Genomic DNA, 17,787 nt, shown 5'->3' with positions numbered 1-17,787 from the left:
ACCCGGCGGTCTCCCGGCTGCTGCGTCGGATCTGATGATCAGTTCGACGGGCAGAAACCGTTGACGAATGGTCAAGAAGTGTTGACCATTGTGTCCCGTGACAGACGAGCCTGCCGACGACCTCTTCGCCGTCCCCACCGAGGACACCGTCCACCTCTCCACCGACGAGCAGCTGCGCGCCATCAACAACGTGGTGCGCCACCGGATCCTGGGAGTGCTGCGGGACGCGCCCGCCACCATCACCCAGGTGGCCGACAAGCTGGGCCTGGCCAAGGGCAGCTCCAGCTACCACATCCGGCTGCTGGAGCGGGCCGGGCTGATCGAGGTGGTCAGCACCCGCAAGGTGCGCGGCGTCACCGAGCGGTACTACGGCCGGACCTCGCGCGGCATCGTGCTGCCCGACCCCGCACCGGGCGAGCCGGACATCCTGATGCGGCACGCCATCGCCGACCTGGAGGCCGCCCCGGCCGGGCCGCGCACCGTGCGGATGCAGCACGTGCGGATCAGCCAGGCGGTCTACGAGGAGTTCACCCGCCGCCTCAACGCGCTCAGCGAGGAGCTGCGGGCCGCCGCCGACCCCGACGAGGCAGAAGCTTCGCTGGTCATCGCCTTCTTCCGCCCCCAGGACATCAGATGACGAACACTCAACTCGCCCCCGACGTCGCCACCCCCGGGGCTCCCTCCGTCCGGCCCGCGTTGCCCGCCGCCTTCCGCCGCCTCTGGGCGGCCAGCGCGGTCTCCTCCCTCGGTGACGGCGTCTACTTCGCCGCCCTGCCGCTGCTCGCCGCCACCCTGACCCAGAACCCGGTGGCGCTGGGCATGGTCGCCTCGGCCGCGCTGCTGCCCTGGCTCTTCTTCGGCCTGCTCGGCGGTGCGCTGGTGGACCGCTGGGACCGGCGCCGCACCATGTGGATCACCGATCTGCTGCGGGCCGTCCTGCTCGCGATACCCGCGCTGGCCGCCGTGCTGCACCTGCTGAGCATCCCGCTGCTGGTGGCGGTCGCCTTCCTGCTCGGGACCGGGCAGATCTTCTTCGACTCGGCCGGCTCCGCCTACCTGCCGCAACTGCTCGGCCGCGACCTGGAGTTGCTGCAGCAGGCGAACAGCCGGCAGATGGGCGCCCGCACGGTGGCCGCCGACTTCGCCGGACCGCCCGCCGGCAGCGCACTCTTCGCCCTGACCCGCTCGCTGCCGTTCGGGCTGGATGCGCTCTCCTTCCTGGCCAGTTCGCTGCTGATCCGCACCCTGCCCGCCCAGCCGCCGGTGCGGCGGCAACCGCAGGGCCCGTCGCTCTGGGCGGAGGCCAAGACGGGTGCGGCCTTCCTGTTCAAGGACAAGGTGCTGCTCGGCCTGGCGCTGCGGCCGGCCATCGGCAACATGGCCTTCGCCGGCATGGAGGCCGTCCTGGTGCTCTTCGCCCACCACCAGCTGCACCTCGGCAACGTGGGCTACGGTGTGCTGCTGACCGCCCAGGCCGTCGGCGGCCTGCTGGGCGCCGCGCTGGCCGGGCGGCTCGGCAAGCTGCTCGGCACCGGCCGCGCGCTGACCACCACCGCCCTGCTCGAGGCCGCCGCCCTCATCGGGCTCGGCCTCTCCGCCGGCCCCCTGCCGTTCATCCCGGCCGGCCTCGCCCTGGCCCTGCTGGGCGCCGCGATGGCGGCCACCATGGTGCTGGCCCCCTCCGTCTCGCAGGCCCTGATCCCGGGTGAGCTGGCCGGCCGGGTGGGTGCCGCCCGCCGCCTGATGGCCCTCGGCGCGGCCCCCGTCGGCGCTCTGCTCGGCGGCTGGCTGGCCCAGAGCGCCGGCCTGCGGGCGCCGTTCCTGGTGGGGGCGCTGCTGCTGGCCTCCACGGCGGTGCTGTCGGTGACGCTGGCCAGCAACAAGCGCATCGAGGCGGCGCTGGCTGCGGCGGCGGGGGCCGCGGGGGAGTAGCGGTCCGGGCCGGGGCCCGGCGGGTCACTGCTTGACCGCGACCCGCCAGTTGATGGTGGCGTTGTTGCCCTTGCCGTCGCCCGTCCGGGAGATGCTGAAGGCGCCGTCGGTGCCGTCCTCGTCGTAGCCGTTGCTGCCCACGAACGGGTTGTCCCAATGGACCTGCACCTGCTTGTAGTTGAGTGAGGGATTGCCGCAGCCGTAGGCGGTGAAGGTGGCGCGCCCCTCGGTGCCGGTCGCGAGTCCGTTGCTCTCCGAGGCCCACGAACCGGTCTGACCGTCCTTCACGTCCTGCGGCACCTCGGTGCTCCAGATCCCGTGGTCCAGCGAAGCGCCGGTCTTCACCAGGTCGCAGCCGGTCGCATTCTCGAAGTAGACATTGGTGCTGCGCGCCGCATTGGGCACCGGCGCGGCACTGGCCGGCACCGCCAAACCTGCAACCGCCGTACCGGCCGCGAACACCGCTGCTGCCACGCGCGAGTGAATACGCATGATTCCCCTCAACTCCCGAGCTGGGAGGGCTGGATCACTTGCTACCTGCTGCCCTCGTGGAGCATGAAAGCAGCAGCAGGGCTGCTTTCGGGTTCGTATGCGTGGCATTTCACCCGGTTGGAGGCGTCCCCGTTGCGCGCGGCTGACGATTTGGGGTGGGGGAGCCGGTGTCACAAGGGCCGGCCGTGCGCGCGGCGGGGCTGCGGCGCTGAGCAGCCCGGCTCCCGTGGGTCAGTCCTGGAGGTCCTGGAGGATGCTCGCGATCCGGTCCGTGACCCGCTGCGCCTCGATGTCCCGGCCGCGGGGTTGGGGTGGGCGTACCAGGGCAGCACGGCATCGCCGAGCTTGACCTCGGAGGGCTCCAACAGGCCGCCGATGCCCCGGTCCTGGCCGTTGCAGGCGGTGCTGCCACCGGTCACGGCGTACAGGTCGACGAAGCGGGCGCCGTGCTCCCTGGCGCTGTCGGCCATGACCTTGTTCAACCGGGTTTCGACCTGATCGAGGAAGTCCAGCGTGTTCGGCTCGATGTCGGCGAACGGCAGCTCCCGCGACCCGGGAACGGGAGTGCTGCACAGGCGCTCGTTCTCGGGTACCAGCCTCGGGTAGCCCACCAGGACCGCCTTGGCCCGCTCACCGGAGAAGAACCGGATGCGGTCGAACATCCCCTCCAGATCCGAGCCGACCGTCTCAAGCTGGGAGTTCAGCCACTTCGCTCCGTCTCCCGTCTCGAAGTACCGGCGACACTCGCCGGCCGGGGAGTTCCCGTCCACCGGTTCGCCGGGGAGCAGCACCCCTTCCGCGCCCCGCAGCCGCTGCGAGCACTGCTTGAGGATGCGGGCGAAGCCGAGCGTGTTCCCGCCCATGCTGCCCACCACCAGCCGGGTGTCCTCCGTCACGGCCTCCTGCTGCGGCGGCACCGATAGGGGCAGCGGCGGCAACAGCGCCTGCTCCTCCCAGAAGTTGCTGATCGTGGCGGCACCGCAGGAGCGGTCGTCCTGCACTCGCAGCGCGATGCCCCGGTCGGCGAGCCGGCGCGTTGCCACCGCCGGGTAGTTGTCCTTCGCCCGGAAGCAGAAGTACCGGGGATGGGCCGGGTCGGTCTCGGCCAGCGGCGCGATGCCGTAGTTGGAGGTGTAGGAGTCACCGAAGAACACCGTCGGCACCGGCGCCGCCGCCTGGGCGATGCCACCACCCACCGGCACGGAAGCCGCAGTGCACCCCGCCAGCGCCACCGCCGACAGCCGACGCTTCCACCCTGTTGATCGACGCACGAACCGCACCTCTCGCCGCTATGTGTGACCAGTTGGACACCTTGCGCGATCAATCGTGTCGGCTGCGTGTGGGTGAGGGCAGGAGGGATCGCCGGGATGGGCCCGAAAGGAGGAGGTGAGTAGGAGGCCCTGTCGGCTCGCGCTCCGGCCTGAGGCCCGGGAGGTACAAGGCCCCGGTGAAGCCGTCTGCGTAGACGGTCGGCGGCTCGCTTTCGCTCCCGTCTCCGTTCAGTGGAAAACGCAGAATGCCGAAAGCTCCCGTCAACACACCGAGGTGAAGGCCCGCACTGAACGGGACCACCTTGATCGTACGTTGGGCAGCTTGCTGGCCTCCAGGAGTCGTTCGAGCTGGCTGACCATGCCAGCGTCCCCTCCGATCGGACGGCGCAGCACGGCCTCGTTGAGGACGACATCGAACGTCGTCGGGTCGCTGGCCCTTGTGAGAATCACTTGCCGAGCAGTTCGCAGCTGCACGCGGCGTTCGATCTCGTCTGTGTCCTCGTCGGGACGATCGGCCTGAATGAGGCTCCGCGCACACTCCTCGGTCTGGAGTAGACCGGGAATCACTTCGCTTTCGTACCAGTCGATCCGGGAGGCAGCTCCTCAAGCCCGATGAAGAGGTCGAACCCCTCGGGAATCGCAGCGCCGTACGAGTGCCAGGCGCGCGACGGCATCGGCAAGCGGGTCTGGTTCTGCTGCGCACCGGCGTAGCGTTCCGTGCGCACCGAGGATGCCCGGCAATGAGCGCTGACGGTCAGTAGGTTGGGAAATCGGCGGTGGCGACTTCGTACTCACCGACCCGGATGGTCTCCCGAAGGTGAACTCCCGCCGGGTGCTGTAGCGGCGGCCTTCCGGCGTCTGGTGCGGAGCGGAGAGGACGAGGCCGGTGCCCGTGCGGGGGTCGATGATCAGATAGAAGGGGACGCCCATTATCGGGTAGTCGCGCATCTTGCCCTCGTAGTCGTTTTCAGGATTCGACTTGGAGACGACCTCGACCACTGCCGTCACCTCACGCGGGTGCACTGCCTCGCCCGACTCCAGCGCGCTCTCGGGAAAGATCATTACGTCGGGGCGGCGCTTGATCCCGGATTCCGGGTCCTCGATGTCCGCTCCGCCGTGGGCGATGAGGCCGGTGCCCGAGCGTTCCAACTGGCGGTCCACGTGCTTGGCGAGGCGGTAGACGATGAGCTCGTGCAGGTTGGCGGGGCTCATCATCATGATGATCTCGTCGCCGCTGATCTCGGTGGCCCAGACATCCTCCGGAGCATGAGCCATGAGCTCTTCTGCGATGGCTCGCATGCGGGCGTAGTCCACTTCCGACCTCCTGGCGGGCATCGCGCCCTCGACTCCGGATTCAGGCTACCGGCCAGCCTCAGCCGAGAGGACCTCCCAGGTAGATCATCGGGAGCCCTTCTGCACCTGGTGCAAGTTCTCGGTGTGTCCAGTGGCCTGCCAGCGTCGCGCCCGTTCAAGGTGTCGATGGATACGCGTCGTTCGTCCCTGTAGCTCGGCGTGGCAGCGCAGCGCGAGGTTGATGGCTATGTGCATCCCTTGCATTTCACCAACGCGTAGGCCTGATGCGCTACCGAGCGTGCGCAGATCATCCGCTCCTGTGACGTTGGAGATCCGACACCACGTCAATCAGGAGGACCCATGAACCACCGACTGCCCCGCGGGCCGCGCCTCGCGCCGCTACCCGTCAGGGCGGCCGCCAGGGGCGCTGCCGTGCTGGCCCTGTCGTTAGCGCTGACCACGGGCGCCGGCGGGCTGCAGCAGAGCGTCGCCGCCACCCGGTCGGGGCTGACCGCCAGCGCGCTGCAGTTCCATGACCAGATGCGCAAGTTGTGGGAGGACCACATCACCTGGACCCGGCTGACCATCGTGAGCTTCGCCGCGAGCCTCCCCGACCTCGATCCGACCGAACAGCGCCTGCTGCAGAACCAGGTGGACCTCGGCAACGCCATCAAGCCCTACTACGGCGACCAGGCGGGCGACCAGCTCACTTCGCTGCTCCGGCAGCACATCCTTGGTTCGGTCGACATCCTGGTCGCGGCGAAGGCCGGCGACACGGCCAAGGAGCAGGCGGCGATCAAGGCCTGGTACGCCAACGCCGACCAGATCGCCGACTTCCTGACTGCGGCCAACCCGCGTTTCTGGCCCTCTAGCGAGACGCACGCCATGATGCACGAGCACCTGGACCTCACCCTGAAGGAGGCGTCGGACCGCCTGAAGGGTGACTTCGCGGCGGACATCGCCGACTACGACCGGGTGCACGACCAGATCCTCGGCATGGCGGACTTCTTGTCCTGCGGGATCATCGACCAGTTCCCCGAGCGGTTCGGCAGCTGAACAGTACCTGCCCGGCGGGGTCAGGGCGGCTGCCACAGAGAGTGCTGCCGCCCCGCTCGGGGAAGGGTTGCCACCTCTGGCCCACCGGCGGAGCCTGGAACTAGGCCGCGATCTCCCCCAGGAGGAGGCCGCCATGTACAGCAAGGTCACTCTGGCAGGCCATCCCATCCACCCCATGCTCGTCGCCTACCCGGTGGCCGCTTACACCGGCACCCTGGTGGGCTTCGCCGTTTACGCCTCCAACGGACAGCAGTTCTGGCTCAATTTCGCGATCGCCATGAACATCGCCGGAGTGGGCGGCGCGCTGCTGGCCGCGCTGCCGGGCTTCGCCGACCTGTGGCTGGGCGTGCCGCGCAAGTCGAGCGCCATGGCCATCGGGCGCGTCCACGGGGGCCTCAACGTCCTCGCGCTGGCGCTGTTCGGCATTAGCCTGGGCCTCTACGCCAACCACTGGAACGGCCCGCCGCGGAGCGCCACGCCGGGCCTCGCGCTCGCCTCCGCCGGGGTGTTCTGCACGATCGGCGCCGGCTACCTGGGCTGGACCCTGGTGCAGGACTTCCACATCGGCGTTCAGCTCACCCGTGACCAGGCGCGCGACGAGGCCACGGTCCAACACCTGCGGCCGCTGCGCATCCACCATGACAAGGCCGCCTGAGGCGGTGCCTCAGCGGGCGCTGCCCATGTTCCGGTCGCTGTCGGCGCCTTCGAGTAGGAGGGTGGTCTCCTCGATCCGGCGGAACCGGCCGTCGGGGGCGAGCTCGGCGAAGAGGTAGACCTCCATGCGGACGGTCGAGCCGTCGGTCTTGGTGACGGTGACGGTGTGCCGGTCGGCGTAGCGGTCGCCGTTCACGAGTTCGTCGTGCACCTCGATCGAGCCGTCGGCCACGATCTCGCGCAGGTGGGCGATGTGGGTGAGGAACTCCCCGCGGTCGTCCCAGCGGCCGTCGGTGCGCTGGCGGTAGTCGGGGGCGAAGTGGCGGTCGACGGCCTCGTCCAGGTCGAGTCCCGGGGTGAGGAGCAGGTCGGTGAGGGCGGTGCGGATGTCGGTGCGGCTCACAAGGGGTCCTTTCACGGCAGGGAATGGAGATGCGTGCTTCAAGCACGTATCTCACAGTACTAAAAAAGCGTGCCTTGCGCACGCTAATCTGGAGGGGTGACGAACCCGACAGGACACGAGATCGCTGAAGCCCTGGGCCTGCTGCTGCGGCGCAGCACCCGTGCCGGCCTTTACGCCTACCTGACCGACGGCCTCGGCGAGGCGGTCGACGACCTCACCTACCCGGTGCTCAGCGGTCTGGCGCGGACCGGCCCGTGCAGTGCCGCCGACCTCGGCCGGGAGGTAGGACTCGACCGCACCACCGTCACCCGCCGCGCCGACCGGCTGGAGCAGGCCGGCCTGCTGCGGCGCGAATCCGACCCCGGCGACCGGCGTGCGACCCTGCTCGCGCTCACCGGCGCCGGAGACGGCATCGTGCAGGCCGCTCGGCAGCGCCTGGCAGCCCGCATCGAGGACTCCCTTGCCGACTGGCCGCCGGCGGACGCCCGGGCCTTCGCCCACTGGCTGCGGCGGTTCGTCGAGGAGGGGCCCTTCACGGGCACGGGGGACGCAGCGGTGTGACGGTGGCCCAGGCCTCGCGATCGGGCAGCACACGAGGCCTGAGTCAGCGTCACACCGTCGCGCGGCGGGCTCGCCGAGGGCTAGACGGCTGGCTCCGGAGCCGGTGCACCGCCATCGGCGGCCTCCCGCAGCGCCGGGAAACGGATCCGGAGGGCGCAGAGCGAGACGATGCCCGCCGAGCCGGCCACCGCGGCCAGCGCCCAGGTCAGGCCGGCGCCGCTCGCGATGAAGCCGATCGCCGCCGGGCCGCCCAGCAGGCCGGTGGTGCCCATGGCGGCGACCAGGGCGAGCGCGTCGGCGCCGTGGCGGGCGGCCGCCGCGTAGACGCAGGGCGTGACGGCGGCCATGCCCAGGCCCATGCAGGCGAACCCGAGCAGCGCCGGCAGGGTGCCACCGGCCAGCAGGGCCAGGGCCAGGCCGACGCCGCCGAGCGCGCTGCCGAGGCGGACCAGTGCCGCATCGCCCCAGCGGCCCCGCCAGCCGTCCGCGAGCAGCCGGGCCAGCAGCATCATCCCCGCGACCACGGCGATCCCCAGCGGCGCCGACTCCGCGCCCGCGTGGGTCACATCGCGCAGGTAGAGCGCCGACCAGTCGTTCATCGCACCTTCGGTGACCGTGCCGAAGGCCATCGCCAGGCCCATCCACAGGGTGATCCCGGTCGGCTGCGGGATGCGCCGCCGCCGAGGTTCGGGCGCCGCCGGTTCGACGGGCTGTGCCGCCGGTTCGGCGGGCTGCGGGCCGTCGGGTAGCAGCGCCGGCCGGGAGGCGGCCAGCAGTGCCAGCAGCAGCACCGCCGCCACCGCGAAGTGCACCGGCACCGACCCGGTGGCCAGGTTCACCATGGAGGCGAGCAGCGCTCCGGCGAGCGAGCCGCCGCTGAAGACGGCGTGCAGCCTGGCCATCGCGGCGCGCTGGTGGGCCACCTCCAGCGCCGCGCCCTGCGCGTTCATCGCCACGTTGAGGCAGCCGACGGCCACCCCGTCCACGACGGCCGTCAGCAGCGCCAGAGGGTAGCTCGGCACCACGGCCAGGGCGAGCAGCACGGCGGTCAGCACCAGACCGGAGAGCAGCGCCAGCCGGCGCGAGCCCAGCCGCCGCATCAGGTGCGCCACCAGCGGGAACGAGACCGCCGCGCCCGCGCCGCAGACCATCAGCAGCAGCCCCAGCTCCGCTGACCCCAGGCCCAGCCGGGTCTTGATCGCGGGCAGCCGGGCGGCCCAACTGGCGTACTGGAAGCCGAGGAAGCAGAACAGCGCGGCGATCGACACCAGGGAGCGCTGATAGGAGGTGACGCGCATCAGCGGGCTCCTTCCGTTGCCAGTGGCCGCGTGATGTAGACCGCGCCCGGGCCGTAGTGGTCGGGGATCGGGACGTCGGGGCAGGTCTGGAAGCCGCTGCGGGTCCAGCGGGTGTGCGCGCCGTTGACGGCGACGCCGGAGAGTCGGGTGAAGCCCTGCGCCCGGGCGACGGCGGTGACCCGGTCGAGCAGGCGTTCGGCCAGGCTTCGGGAGCGGAACCCGCTTGCCACCACCAGGTCGTGGACGTGCAGGTTGGTGGCCTGCCGCACGGGCGGCTCGGGCCGGGTCAGGTCCGGGTAGCGGCCCGGTGGGTAGGGCAGTGCCAGCAGGTAGCCGATCACCGCGTCGTCGGCCACCATCACCAGGTTGGCCTCCGGGGCTCCGGCCGCCCGGGAGCGCAGCGCGTCCGGGTCCTCGGAGAGGCCGAGTGGGCCGTACGCCTCGGTCTCCAACTTCACGATGGACGGCCAGTCCTCGTCCTGGATCGGTCGGATCAGCACGCCGGCTCCTCCTCGGGCAGCGGTATGCACCGGTACGGCAGCGGGCGGAAGCCGTTGAAGCCCTGGGTCTGGTAGCTGGTGGCGTAGGCACCGCAGGCCAGCAGCCAGACCGGGTCGCCGGAGGCCGCTGCGGCGGGCACCGCCACCCGGGCACCCCGGTGGTCGTAGGCGTCGTCGCTGTCGCAGGTCGGGCCGGCGATCACCGCCGGACCAGGTCGCCCTGGTCCGAGGAGCCCGAGGAGCCCAAGGAGCCCAGGGAGCCCGAGGAGCCCGAGGAGTCCGGGAAGACCAGCGGGTAGCGCAACTCGTCCATCTCGTAGAGCCCGTTGAACTTGCTGCAGCTGAGGTAGAGCCAGTGATCCCGCTCACCGCCGGGCTGCTGGCGCTCGGTCAGTCGGATCACCCGGGCGCGGATGGCGCCGTGGTCGGCGACCAGGTGGCGGCCCGGTTCGATCACGAAGGCGAGCTCCCCGCCCGCCAGTTCGCGCAGTCGCTGGGCGCCCTCCCGGATCACCGCGAAGATCTTGTCCAGCGGCGGCTCCAGCGGCCGGCCGTACCTGTCCAGGCAGCCGAGCGCCGGCAGCCCGCCGCCCAGGTTGACGTGGTCCAGCGTGATGCCGTCGCCGGCCAGCGCCGCCATCGCCTCGGCCAGGGTGTCGAACGCCTCCCGCCAGGCTTCGGCGGTCAGTTGCTGCGAGCCGACGTGCACCGACAGCCCGGCCGGGGTGAGGCCGGCGGCCCGGGCGGCGGCCAGGATCCGCCGGGCCTCGGCGACCGAGCAGCCGAACTTGCGGCTCAGGCCCCACAGGGCGCCCTCGCCGCCGGTGGCCAACCGGCAGAACACCCGGGCGCCGGGCGCCTGTTCGGCGATGGCCGCGACATCCGCCAGGCTGTCGGTGGCGAAGTCCCGCACGCCCAGCGCATGGGCCGCGGCGATCTGCCGGTCGGACTTGATGGTGTTGCCGTAGTGGATCCGGTCCAGTGGCACGCCGGTTCGAGCGGCCTGGGCGATCTCGTCCGGACTGGCCGCGTCGAAGCCGGCGCCCGCCGCCGCCAGGGTGGCGAGCACCTCGTCCACCGGACAGGCCTTCATCGCGAACCGCACCGCGACGCCGGGCAGTTCACGCACCAGGGCGGCATGGCGGGCGGCGATGCCGGGCAGGTCGTAGACGATCACGTCATCGGTGGCGGCTGCCAGTGCCGCCCGCAGTCGCGGCTCAAGCCTCATGGCGGGCAACCCGATCGAGGCCGACGGCACGTGCGGCGGCCACCAGTTGCCCCCAGAGCTCGGTCAGCAGGGCGAACTCCTCGATGTCGGCCTGTGCTTCGTCCAGCAGCCGCTCCCCGCTGCTCGCCAGCAGCTCGGCGAACTCGGCGTACCGGCCGCCCAGTCGGCGGTACGAGGCCCCGAGCACCGCCAGCCGGTGGCGGTTCTCGGCGCGGTCCAGCCCGGCGCTCTCCCGGGCGAGCCCGGCCACCAGGGCGGGCCGCACCAGCAGGCGTTCGTCCAGCAGCTGCCCGCCGAGTCCGCCGCCGAGCTCGCCGCCAACTCCGCTACCGAGCTCGCCCATCCGGCGGTAGATGTGGTGGAGGTAGAGCATCGACAGCTGGAACTTGGCGAATCGCAGCTGGTATGCCTGGAAGCCGGCATCGGTGCGCCGCTCGGAGGTGTAGAAGTTGACGATGTGTCTGTTGTGCACCACTCCGGGCAGCTTCGCGTCGTACACCAGGTGGATCAGGAAGTAGTCGCTGCCGATGGTGTCCCGGGCGGGCAGCAGCGGCACCCGCTCGTACACCTGGCGGTGCAGGCTGATGTTGCACATGTCCAAGCGCCACATGTCGATCACGTCCAGCACGCTGTGGTCCGCGCGGAACGGCTCGGTGCCGGCGCCCCGGAAGGACTCCTCGACCAGCTGCTGCTTCTCCTCCTCGGTCCAGTGGTCTGCGGCCCAGAGTCGCACCACGTCCTGGTAGACCTGCGGGTCCAGTTGCTTGATCTCTCCGATGTCCACCGAGAGTTCGCCGATGAAGGAGGCGCCGGCCAGCACCACCGGGCGGTCGGCCCGGGCCTCGTCGAGTGCGTTCACGGTCACCGCGTGGGCCGCCTCGGCGGCCCGCCGGCCGAGGACGGCCAGCTCCTGGCCGATCGGGAGGACCGGGGCGCCGTCCAGCAGTTGGTAGTGCAGGTCGGAGTCGCGCCGGTGCACCGACTCGCAGCCGAGCGCGGCGGCGATCAGGAACGCGCGGTTGGTGCAGGCGCCGTAGGAGACGGCGTCCGGCAGCATCAGGTCCAGCACCAGCTCCGGCTTGGCCACCCCGGAGCGCTCGATCACCGCCTGGAGGAAAGCGCGTTGGGCGTCCTCGTCCAGGTGGTGCACCACCACTCCGGGCACCGCGGGCAGTTCGCGCAGCGCGGCGGCGTGCGCGGCCCGGGCGGCCGGGGCGGCGGAGTCCAGCACCAGCAGGTGCACCTTGACTCCGAACTGCTGGGCGGCGTACCGGGCTTCGGCGGCGATCTGGGCGAGGGTGGGCACGCAGGCGCGGTTGGTGGGCAGCGCCAGACAGATCCGACTCACGCCGGTGGGCCTGGTGTTGCCAGAGGTCGCGGCAATGCTGGTGGTCATGGCAGCGCCGGTGGTCGCGGCAGCGCCGGTAGTAGCCGTCATGCCGGCTCCCCGTGCCAGGACGCCCGGGCCTCGTCGTGCCAGGACTTGAGGCCGAGCAGCTTCTCGCCGAGGCCGGTGAGCTCGGCGGGGCCGTAGCGCAGCGATTCGTGCTTGGTGAGGTCACCGACCAGGGTCCCGTTCCAGTCCGGCGTGGTGAGGTTGCGCCAGGAGTCGATCCGCGACTCGCGCAGCCGCCGGTGCTCCTCCAGCGCGGGCATCATCGACAGGTACTGCACCGCCCGGACCCCGTCCGCAGAGGTGTTGGGGGCCACCCCGTGCGCCAGCAGGCCGTTGAAGATCAGCAGGTCGCCGGCCTTCAACTCGGGCCGCACCACCGGGAACTCGGCACGGTCGACGGCCGGCCGGATCGGATCCCGGTCGGCGGGCTGGTCGAGCTTCCAGCGGTCGAAGCGGTGGAACAGCTCGGGGTCGCACTGGAAGCCGCCGAGCTCCGGGGCGCTGTCGGCCAGGGCGATGATGCCCTGCACCCGCTGTGGCGGCACACCGAGGGTGGTGTCCACGTCCCAGTGGAGTTCGATGTCGAACCCGGTGTCGGTGGGCTCGATCAGCGTGCGGTCGCGGTTCCCGACGTTCGGCGGGTTGAGGTTGAGCCGGTCCAGGGTGACCCAGAGCTCCTCGCAGTCCCAGACGTCCACGAAGGCGTCGTAGACCCGCTGGGTCTGGCGGCTGTCCCAGATCAGCTGGTGGTGGTAGGCCTCGACGAAGCCGTAGACGTGCAAGTGGCGGTCGAGCTCGTCGCGGAACGGCCGGTCCTGGTACCAGGTGTCCGGGCGCGCCGGGTCCAGACCCTGGAACTCCCAGGCGAAGTCCAGCAGTTGCCGGGCCGCGTCGGTGGGGATCGCCTCCCGGACCACCACGTAGCCGTAGTCCTGCCAGAAGGCGAAGTCCTGCGCGGAGAGCACCCGCAGTGGCAGGTCCTTTCGGATGTCCCGCAGCGGGGTCTGGGCCAGGTATGCCTCGCCGTCCGCGCTGAAGTACGGACGGTCGGTGGCCGCTCGATGGAGATACCGGTCTGGCGTCGGCATGCGATGCTCCAGGGTCGGAAGGCGTGCTGGTCTGAACCAATCGCCGTGCGCGGGACGTTGAGCCGGGCAGGGCCGGCTCAAGCGCGCGTGGCGGGGGAGATGGCAGCGCCCCGCTCGGCGTCGCACTGACGTTCGATCAGATTGGACTAGACCACTTCCGAGTGTCAACCCCCGTCCGAACCACGGGAAACCCGAACCACGGGAACCCCGAGTCACGGGACCTGGGAGCAATGCCCCCCAAACGCCGCTCGCCGCCACCCCGAGGGGTGACGGCGAGCAGGTCGGTGACGGCGGCTCAGCTGGGCCGCTGCAGCCGGGTGATGAACTTGTACCGATCACCGCGGTAGATCGAGCGCACCCACTCCACCGGCGAGCCCTCGGCGTCGAAGGAGTGCCGGGAGAGCTGCAGCATCGGCAGCCCGACGTCCGAGCCGAGCAGCCCGGCCTCGCGCGGGTTGGCCAGCGTGGTCTCGATGGTCTCCTCGGCCTCGGCCACCACCACGCCGTAGACCTCGCGCAGCGCGGCGTAGAGCGAGTTGTGCTTGACCAGGTTGCGCCGCAGCGCCGGGAACCGCTTGGCCGACAGGTGCGCGACCTCGATCGCCATCGGGTCGCCGTTGGCCAGTCGCAGACGCTCGATCCGCAGCACCCGGCCGCCGGGCCGGATGTCCAGCAGTGGCGCCAGCCGGTCGTCCGCCGTGATGTAGCCGACCTCGATCAGCCGGGAGGTCGGCTCCAGGCCCTGGGCCCGCATGTCCTCGGTGTAGGAGGTCAGCTGGAGCGCCTGGGCGACCTTGGGCTTGGCCACGAAGGTGCCCTTGCCCTGGATCCGCTCCAGCCGGCCCTCGACCACCAGTTCCTGCAACGCCTGCCGCACGGTGGTGCGGGAGGTGTCGAACTGCGCGGCGAGCGCCCGCTCCGGCGGCACCGGGGTGCCGGCCGGCTGGGTCTCGGTGAGCTGCAGCAGGTGCCGCTTCAGCCCGTAGTACTTGGGCACGCGCGCCGCCGCGGGCTCGCCCCCGTTGCCGGCCTGCGCGGGCAAGGCCCCCGCCTCGGGGAGCTGGGCCGTGGTGCCCCCGTCGCTGCTCATGAGCCGCTTCTCCGCTTCTCGCGAGGTCCGTTCCGACCCCACTACCTCGTTAACGGCACACATCGTTGCACGTATGCCTGGTTGACGGGGACCTCATCACGTGATGAACGAAGAGCGGTGTCGGCTTGGTAACGGCTCGTCCGGAATGCTCATGCAGCCGTTGACACGTCTATTGGTCTAGGCCAAGCTCCAGGCATCTGGTCTACACCACTGCAGGCCAGCTCATGAATCCAACCCATCACACGGGTTCGCGACGCCGCTTTCGACCAGTTCGGGGGTTATGTCGCCGGCCGCCGATGGGGGCAACCGGGCATCCCTCAGGAGGATGGCGTGAAGCGTCAGCTCATCGCGGCGGTCGGCGTCGCGGCAATGGTCGTCGGTGTGGCGGCTTGCGGTTCTTCGGCCAAGAAGGACGACAGCGCGGGTGGCTCGGGCAACTACAACGGCAAGACCCTGACGGTCTGGCTGATGGACGGTTCGGCGCCGCAGACCTGGCAGGACGGCATCAAGGCCGACTTCGAGTCGCAGTACCCGGGTGCCAAGCTGAACATCCAGATCCAGAAGTGGGACGGCATCGGCCAGAAGCTGACCACCGCGCTCTCCGAGGGCTCGGTGGACGTCATGGAGGTCGGCAACACCCAGACCGCGGGCTACGCGGCCTCCGGCGGCCTGATGGACCTGACCTCCGCCAAGGCCGACCTCGGCGGCAACGACTGGGCCGCCAACCTGAACGCCTCCTCGGTGCTGGACGGCAAGCAGTACGCCGCCCCGTGGTACTTCACCAACCGCGTGGTCATCTACAACAAGGGGCTCTGGAGCAAGGCCGGCATCACCGGCACGCCGAAGACCCTGGACGAGTACTACGCCGACCTGGACAAGCTGAAGGCCGCCGGCGTGCAGGATCCGATCTACCTGCCCGGCGAGGAGTGGTACACCTACTTCGGCCTGCTCTCCGGTGAGGGCGGCCAGATCGCCAAGCAGGTCGGCGGCAAGTGGGTCGGCAACCTGGAGTCGCCGGAGGCCAAGGCCGCCTTCGCCACCTTCCAGAAGCTGCAGGGCTACTCCACCGCCCCCAAGGACAAGGACGAGGCGACCCCGCAGCAGGACACGCTCTTCCCCAAGGGCACCATCGCCTCGATGATCGGCCTCGGCTGGGAGGCCCCGGCCCCCAAGGACATGCCGGCCGACAACGTGGGCTACTTCCCGGTCCCGGGCAAGACCGCGGACAAGCCGTCCGGCGTCTTCCTCGGCGGTTCCAACCTGGCGATCGCCCAGGCGAGCAAGAACCAGGGCCTGGCCAAGGACTTCCTGAAGCTCGCGCTCTCCGACAAGTTCGAGGGCCAGATGGCCTCCGCCGGCCTGATCCCGAACAAGACCTCGCTGGACTCGCTGGCCACCACCGACTTCGACAAGGCCGCCCTGCCGGCCTCCGCCAACGGCGCCACCACGCCGAACCTGGCGAACTGGTCGAACGTCGAGAACGACCCGAACCCGATCAAGGACTTCCTGGCCGCCGTGCTCCAGGGCGCGGACTACGACAGCACCGCCAAGAAGTACGACGACGAGATCACCAAGCGTCTCGGCCAGAGCCAGTAAGACCCGGGCGACGTCGCCCACCGGCACCCCGCACGGGCCGGTGGGCGGCGCCGCCGCCCTGTTCGCGGCCACCCCAGTCGGCCAGGTGCGAGGAAGAGAGACCAACCGATGGCTGTTCAGTCGGAACCGGTACGGGCCAAGTCGCCCGGCGCGGGCGTCGGAGCTGACGCTCCGAAGGGAGTGAGGCCGTCCGCCGGTCCCGGTCTGCTGAGCCGCAGCACTCCCTACCTGCTGCTGCTCCCGGCCGTCGTGGCCACCCTGGCGCTGCTCTGCTGGCCGCTGGTCGAGACGGTCATCCTTTCCTTCCAGAACCTGAACAAGCGCCAGCTGATCCTCCATCAGACCGAGTGGAACGGGTTCAAGAACTACACCGACCAGCTGACCAGCAGCGAGTTCTGGCACACCACCGGCCGCTCGGTCGCCTTCACCGCGCTCAACGTGGCACTGATCATGGTGTTCGGCACCCTGGTCGGCCTGCTGCTGGACCGGCTCGGCAAGAGGATGCGGCTGGCGCTGCAGATCGCCCTGATGCTCGCCTGGGCGATGCCGTTCGTGGCCCAGACCACCGTCTTCACCTGGCTCTTCGACTCCCGCTACGGCGTGGTGAACTGGTTCCTGGACAAGCTGGGCTGGCACAGCATGGCCGCCTACAACTGGTACAGCTCCCAGCTCTCCACGTTCTTCGTGATCATGCTGCTGCTGGTCTGGGGCTCGATCCCGTTCGTGGCCTTCAACATGTACGCGGCGCTCACCACGATCCCCAAGGAGCTCTACGAGGCCGCCCGGCTGGACGGCGCCGGCTCGTACAAGGTCTTCACCTCGGTGATCTTCCCGACCCTGAAGCCGTTCTTCCTCGGGACCACGTTCCTCGAGGTCATCTGGATCTTCAAGTGCTTCACCCAGGTCTACGCCATCAATGCCGGCGGACCCCAGCGGCTCACCGAGACCCTCCCCGTCTACGCCTTCATCGAGGGCATGGGCAACCAGCACTACGGGGTCGGCGCCGCCATCGCCGTGCTCACCATCCTGATGCTCTCGGTGCTGATGTCCTACTACTTCCGGATCATCATCAAGCAGGAGGACGAGCTGTGAGGCGCTCCGCGCTGGGACGCAGCTGGCCGAACGCCATCGCCGTCGTCCTCGTCATCTTCTTCGCGTTCCCGGTCTACTGGATGGTCAGCACGGCCTTCAAGAAGACCACCGACATCATCAGCAAGACCCCCGTCTTCATCCCGCTCAACGGCACCCTGGAGCACTTCACCACGGCCACCGGCGCGGACCAGTTCTGGTCGTTCGTCGCCAACAGCTTCATCGTCACGGTGGTCGCGGTGGCCGCCTCGCTGGTGATCGCCACCGCCGCCGCCTTCGCCGTCACCCGGATGCGGTTCCGGGGCCGCAAGGCCTTCGTGCTGGTGGTGATGGTCGCCCAGATGGCGCCCTGGGAGGTCATGTCGATCTCGATCTACATGATCGTCCGGGACAACGACATGCTGAACAGCCTGGTGCCGCTGACCCTCTTCTACATGATGATGGTGCTGCCCTTCACGATCTGGACGCTGCGCGGCTTCATGGCCGCCGTGCCCAAGGAGCTGGAGGAGTCCGCCATGGTGGACGGCTGCAGCCGGTTCCAGGCCTTCATGCGGGTGATCTTCCCGCTGCTGGTGCCCGGCCTGATGTCCACCTCGCTGTTCGGCTTCATCACCGCCTGGAACGAACTGCCGCTGGTCCTGGTCCTGAACAAGGCGACCGGCCCCGGCACCGCGCAGACCCTGCCCCTCTGGCTGACCTCGTTCCAGACCACCTTCGGGGACGACTGGGGTGCCACCATGGCGGCCTCCACCCTGTTCGCCCTCCCGGTGCTTGTCGTCTTCTTCCTTTTCCAGCGCAAGGCCGTCGGCGGTCTGACCGACGGCGCAGTGAAGGGCTGAC

The 17,787-nt window shown here is 70.1% G+C and carries 18 protein-coding genes and 1 pseudogene; 8 read left to right on the top strand and 11 right to left on the bottom strand.

The features are described from left to right. The first annotated feature begins 97 nt into the window (after positions 1-97). Together E6W39_RS16215 and E6W39_RS16210 are read left to right on the top strand one after the other, a co-directional pair. Positions 98-637 (top strand): ArsR/SmtB family transcription factor, encoded by a 540-nt coding sequence (locus E6W39_RS16215; protein ID WP_141634126.1) that lies wholly within the window; start codon positions 98-100, stop codon positions 635-637. Beyond that, on the top strand, positions 634-1,932 hold the full coding sequence (locus E6W39_RS16210) for an MFS transporter (RefSeq protein WP_181799292.1): 1,299 nt from the start codon (positions 634-636) through the stop codon (positions 1,930-1,932). Before E6W39_RS16215 ends, E6W39_RS16210 begins: the two co-directional genes overlap by 4 nt. A 24-nt stretch (positions 1,933-1,956) precedes the next feature. Here the strand turns inward: E6W39_RS16210 and E6W39_RS16205 are convergent, their stop codons facing one another. From E6W39_RS16205 to E6W39_RS16195, 4 genes are all read right to left on the bottom strand, one after another. Beyond that, positions 1,957-2,406 carry a hypothetical protein gene (locus tag E6W39_RS16205; protein WP_141634125.1) on the bottom strand — a complete coding sequence of 150 codons (450 nt, stop codon included), beginning with the start codon at positions 2,404-2,406 and terminating at the stop codon, positions 1,957-1,959. Positions 2,407-2,594: 188 nt separating this feature from the next. Then, on the bottom strand, positions 2,595-3,695 hold the full coding sequence (locus tag E6W39_RS16200; protein WP_228718180.1) for an SGNH/GDSL hydrolase family protein: 1,101 nt from the start codon (positions 3,693-3,695) through the stop codon (positions 2,595-2,597). A gap of 261 nt (positions 3,696-3,956) precedes the next feature. Continuing rightward, on the bottom strand, positions 3,957-4,262 hold the full coding sequence (locus tag E6W39_RS44165; protein WP_220140220.1) for a Scr1 family TA system antitoxin-like transcriptional regulator: 306 nt from the start codon (positions 4,260-4,262) through the stop codon (positions 3,957-3,959). Between the two features lie 36 nt (positions 4,263-4,298). Then, complete coding sequence (locus E6W39_RS16195; RefSeq protein ID WP_181799291.1) at positions 4,299-5,009, bottom strand: Uma2 family endonuclease; 711 nt, start codon at positions 5,007-5,009, stop codon at positions 4,299-4,301. Positions 5,010-5,348: 339 nt separating this feature from the next. Here E6W39_RS16195 and E6W39_RS16190 point away from each other — a divergent pair, with 339 nt between their 5' ends. Beyond that, positions 5,349-6,044 (top strand): nucleotide exchange factor GrpE, encoded by a 696-nt coding sequence (locus tag E6W39_RS16190; RefSeq protein WP_141634123.1) that lies wholly within the window; start codon positions 5,349-5,351, stop codon positions 6,042-6,044. Between the two features lie 133 nt (positions 6,045-6,177). After that, positions 6,178-6,699: a DUF2231 domain-containing protein gene (locus E6W39_RS16185; protein ID WP_141634122.1), complete on the top strand. Its 522-nt coding sequence runs from the start codon at positions 6,178-6,180 to the stop codon at positions 6,697-6,699. Between the two features lie 9 nt (positions 6,700-6,708). Here the strand turns inward: E6W39_RS16185 and E6W39_RS16180 are convergent, their stop codons facing one another. After that, a complete protein-coding gene (locus E6W39_RS16180) occupies positions 6,709-7,101 on the bottom strand; it encodes a nuclear transport factor 2 family protein (protein ID WP_141634121.1) in 393 nt (130 codons plus the stop codon). Between the two features lie 96 nt (positions 7,102-7,197). Here E6W39_RS16180 and E6W39_RS16175 point away from each other — a divergent pair, with 96 nt between their 5' ends. Continuing rightward, on the top strand, positions 7,198-7,662 hold the full coding sequence (locus E6W39_RS16175; RefSeq protein WP_141634120.1) for a MarR family winged helix-turn-helix transcriptional regulator: 465 nt from the start codon (positions 7,198-7,200) through the stop codon (positions 7,660-7,662). An 80-nt stretch (positions 7,663-7,742) separates the two neighbouring features. On the opposite strand, the gene E6W39_RS16170 is transcribed toward E6W39_RS16175, so the two are convergent. From E6W39_RS16170 to E6W39_RS16150, 6 genes and pseudogenes are all read right to left on the bottom strand, one after another. Further along, positions 7,743-8,960 (bottom strand): MFS transporter, encoded by a 1,218-nt coding sequence (locus tag E6W39_RS16170; RefSeq protein ID WP_141634119.1) that lies wholly within the window; start codon positions 8,958-8,960, stop codon positions 7,743-7,745. Then, positions 8,960-9,460: a GNAT family N-acetyltransferase gene (locus tag E6W39_RS39375; protein ID WP_228718179.1), complete on the bottom strand. Its 501-nt coding sequence runs from the start codon at positions 9,458-9,460 to the stop codon at positions 8,960-8,962. The genes E6W39_RS16170 and E6W39_RS39375 overlap by 1 nt, the downstream gene beginning before the upstream one ends. Next, positions 9,454-10,688: pseudogene (locus E6W39_RS16165) on the bottom strand (alanine racemase). The gene E6W39_RS39375 and the pseudogene E6W39_RS16165 overlap by 7 nt, the downstream one beginning before the upstream one ends. After that, entirely contained in the window at positions 10,678-12,036 is a 1,359-nt protein-coding gene (locus E6W39_RS16160; RefSeq protein WP_141637770.1) for a DUF6271 family protein, read from the bottom strand. Before E6W39_RS16160 ends, E6W39_RS16165 begins: the two are co-directional and overlap by 11 nt. Positions 12,037-12,122: 86 nt before the next feature. Continuing rightward, entirely contained in the window at positions 12,123-13,172 is a 1,050-nt protein-coding gene (locus E6W39_RS16155; RefSeq protein ID WP_141634118.1) for a phytanoyl-CoA dioxygenase family protein, read from the bottom strand. A 295-nt stretch (positions 13,173-13,467) separates the two neighbouring features. Beyond that, positions 13,468-14,262, bottom strand: a complete 795-nt coding sequence (locus E6W39_RS16150; protein ID WP_181799289.1) for a GntR family transcriptional regulator — start codon at positions 14,260-14,262, stop codon at positions 13,468-13,470. Between the two features lie 330 nt (positions 14,263-14,592). On the opposite strand from E6W39_RS16150, the gene E6W39_RS16145 reads away from it, so the two are divergent. The 3 genes from E6W39_RS16145 to E6W39_RS16135 all read left to right on the top strand — a co-directional run bounded on the left by E6W39_RS16145 (position 14,593) and on the right by E6W39_RS16135 (position 17,786). Continuing rightward, entirely contained in the window at positions 14,593-15,858 is a 1,266-nt protein-coding gene (locus E6W39_RS16145; protein WP_141634117.1) for an extracellular solute-binding protein, read from the top strand. A gap of 108 nt (positions 15,859-15,966) precedes the next feature. After that, on the top strand, positions 15,967-16,950 hold the full coding sequence (locus E6W39_RS16140) for a carbohydrate ABC transporter permease (RefSeq protein WP_141634116.1): 984 nt from the start codon (positions 15,967-15,969) through the stop codon (positions 16,948-16,950). After that, positions 16,947-17,786, top strand: a complete 840-nt coding sequence (locus E6W39_RS16135) for a carbohydrate ABC transporter permease (RefSeq protein ID WP_141634115.1) — start codon at positions 16,947-16,949, stop codon at positions 17,784-17,786. Before E6W39_RS16140 ends, E6W39_RS16135 begins: the two co-directional genes overlap by 4 nt. The last annotated feature ends 1 nt before the right edge of the window (position 17,787 follow it).

Origin of the sequence: Kitasatospora acidiphila (genome assembly GCF_006636205.1) — a bacterium.
Taxonomy (GTDB): Bacteria; Actinomycetota; Actinomycetes; order Streptomycetales; family Streptomycetaceae; genus Kitasatospora; species Kitasatospora acidiphila.
The sequence above is the reverse complement of the archived record's forward strand: the minus strand, read 5'-3'. Positions and strand labels throughout refer to the sequence as shown.

What these genes read in the sequence shown, in the direction of transcription:
- E6W39_RS16140 (WP_141634116.1), top strand. Translation starts at nt 15,967, where the DNA reads ATGGCTGTTCAGTCGGAACCGGTACGGGCCAAGTCGCCCGGCGCGGGC.
- E6W39_RS16190 (WP_141634123.1), top strand. Translation starts at nt 5,349, where the DNA reads ATGAACCACCGACTGCCCCGCGGGCCGCGCCTCGCGCCGCTACCCGTC.
- E6W39_RS16185 (WP_141634122.1), top strand. Translation starts at nt 6,178, where the DNA reads ATGTACAGCAAGGTCACTCTGGCAGGCCATCCCATCCACCCCATGCTC.
- E6W39_RS16210 (WP_181799292.1), top strand. Translation starts at nt 634, where the DNA reads ATGACGAACACTCAACTCGCCCCCGACGTCGCCACCCCCGGGGCTCCC.
- E6W39_RS16150 (WP_181799289.1), bottom strand. Translation starts at nt 14,262, where the DNA reads ATGAGCAGCGACGGGGGCACCACGGCCCAGCTCCCCGAGGCGGGGGCC.
- E6W39_RS16155 (WP_141634118.1), bottom strand. Translation starts at nt 13,172, where the DNA reads ATGCCGACGCCAGACCGGTATCTCCATCGAGCGGCCACCGACCGTCCG.
- E6W39_RS16170 (WP_141634119.1), bottom strand. Translation starts at nt 8,960, where the DNA reads ATGCGCGTCACCTCCTATCAGCGCTCCCTGGTGTCGATCGCCGCGCTG.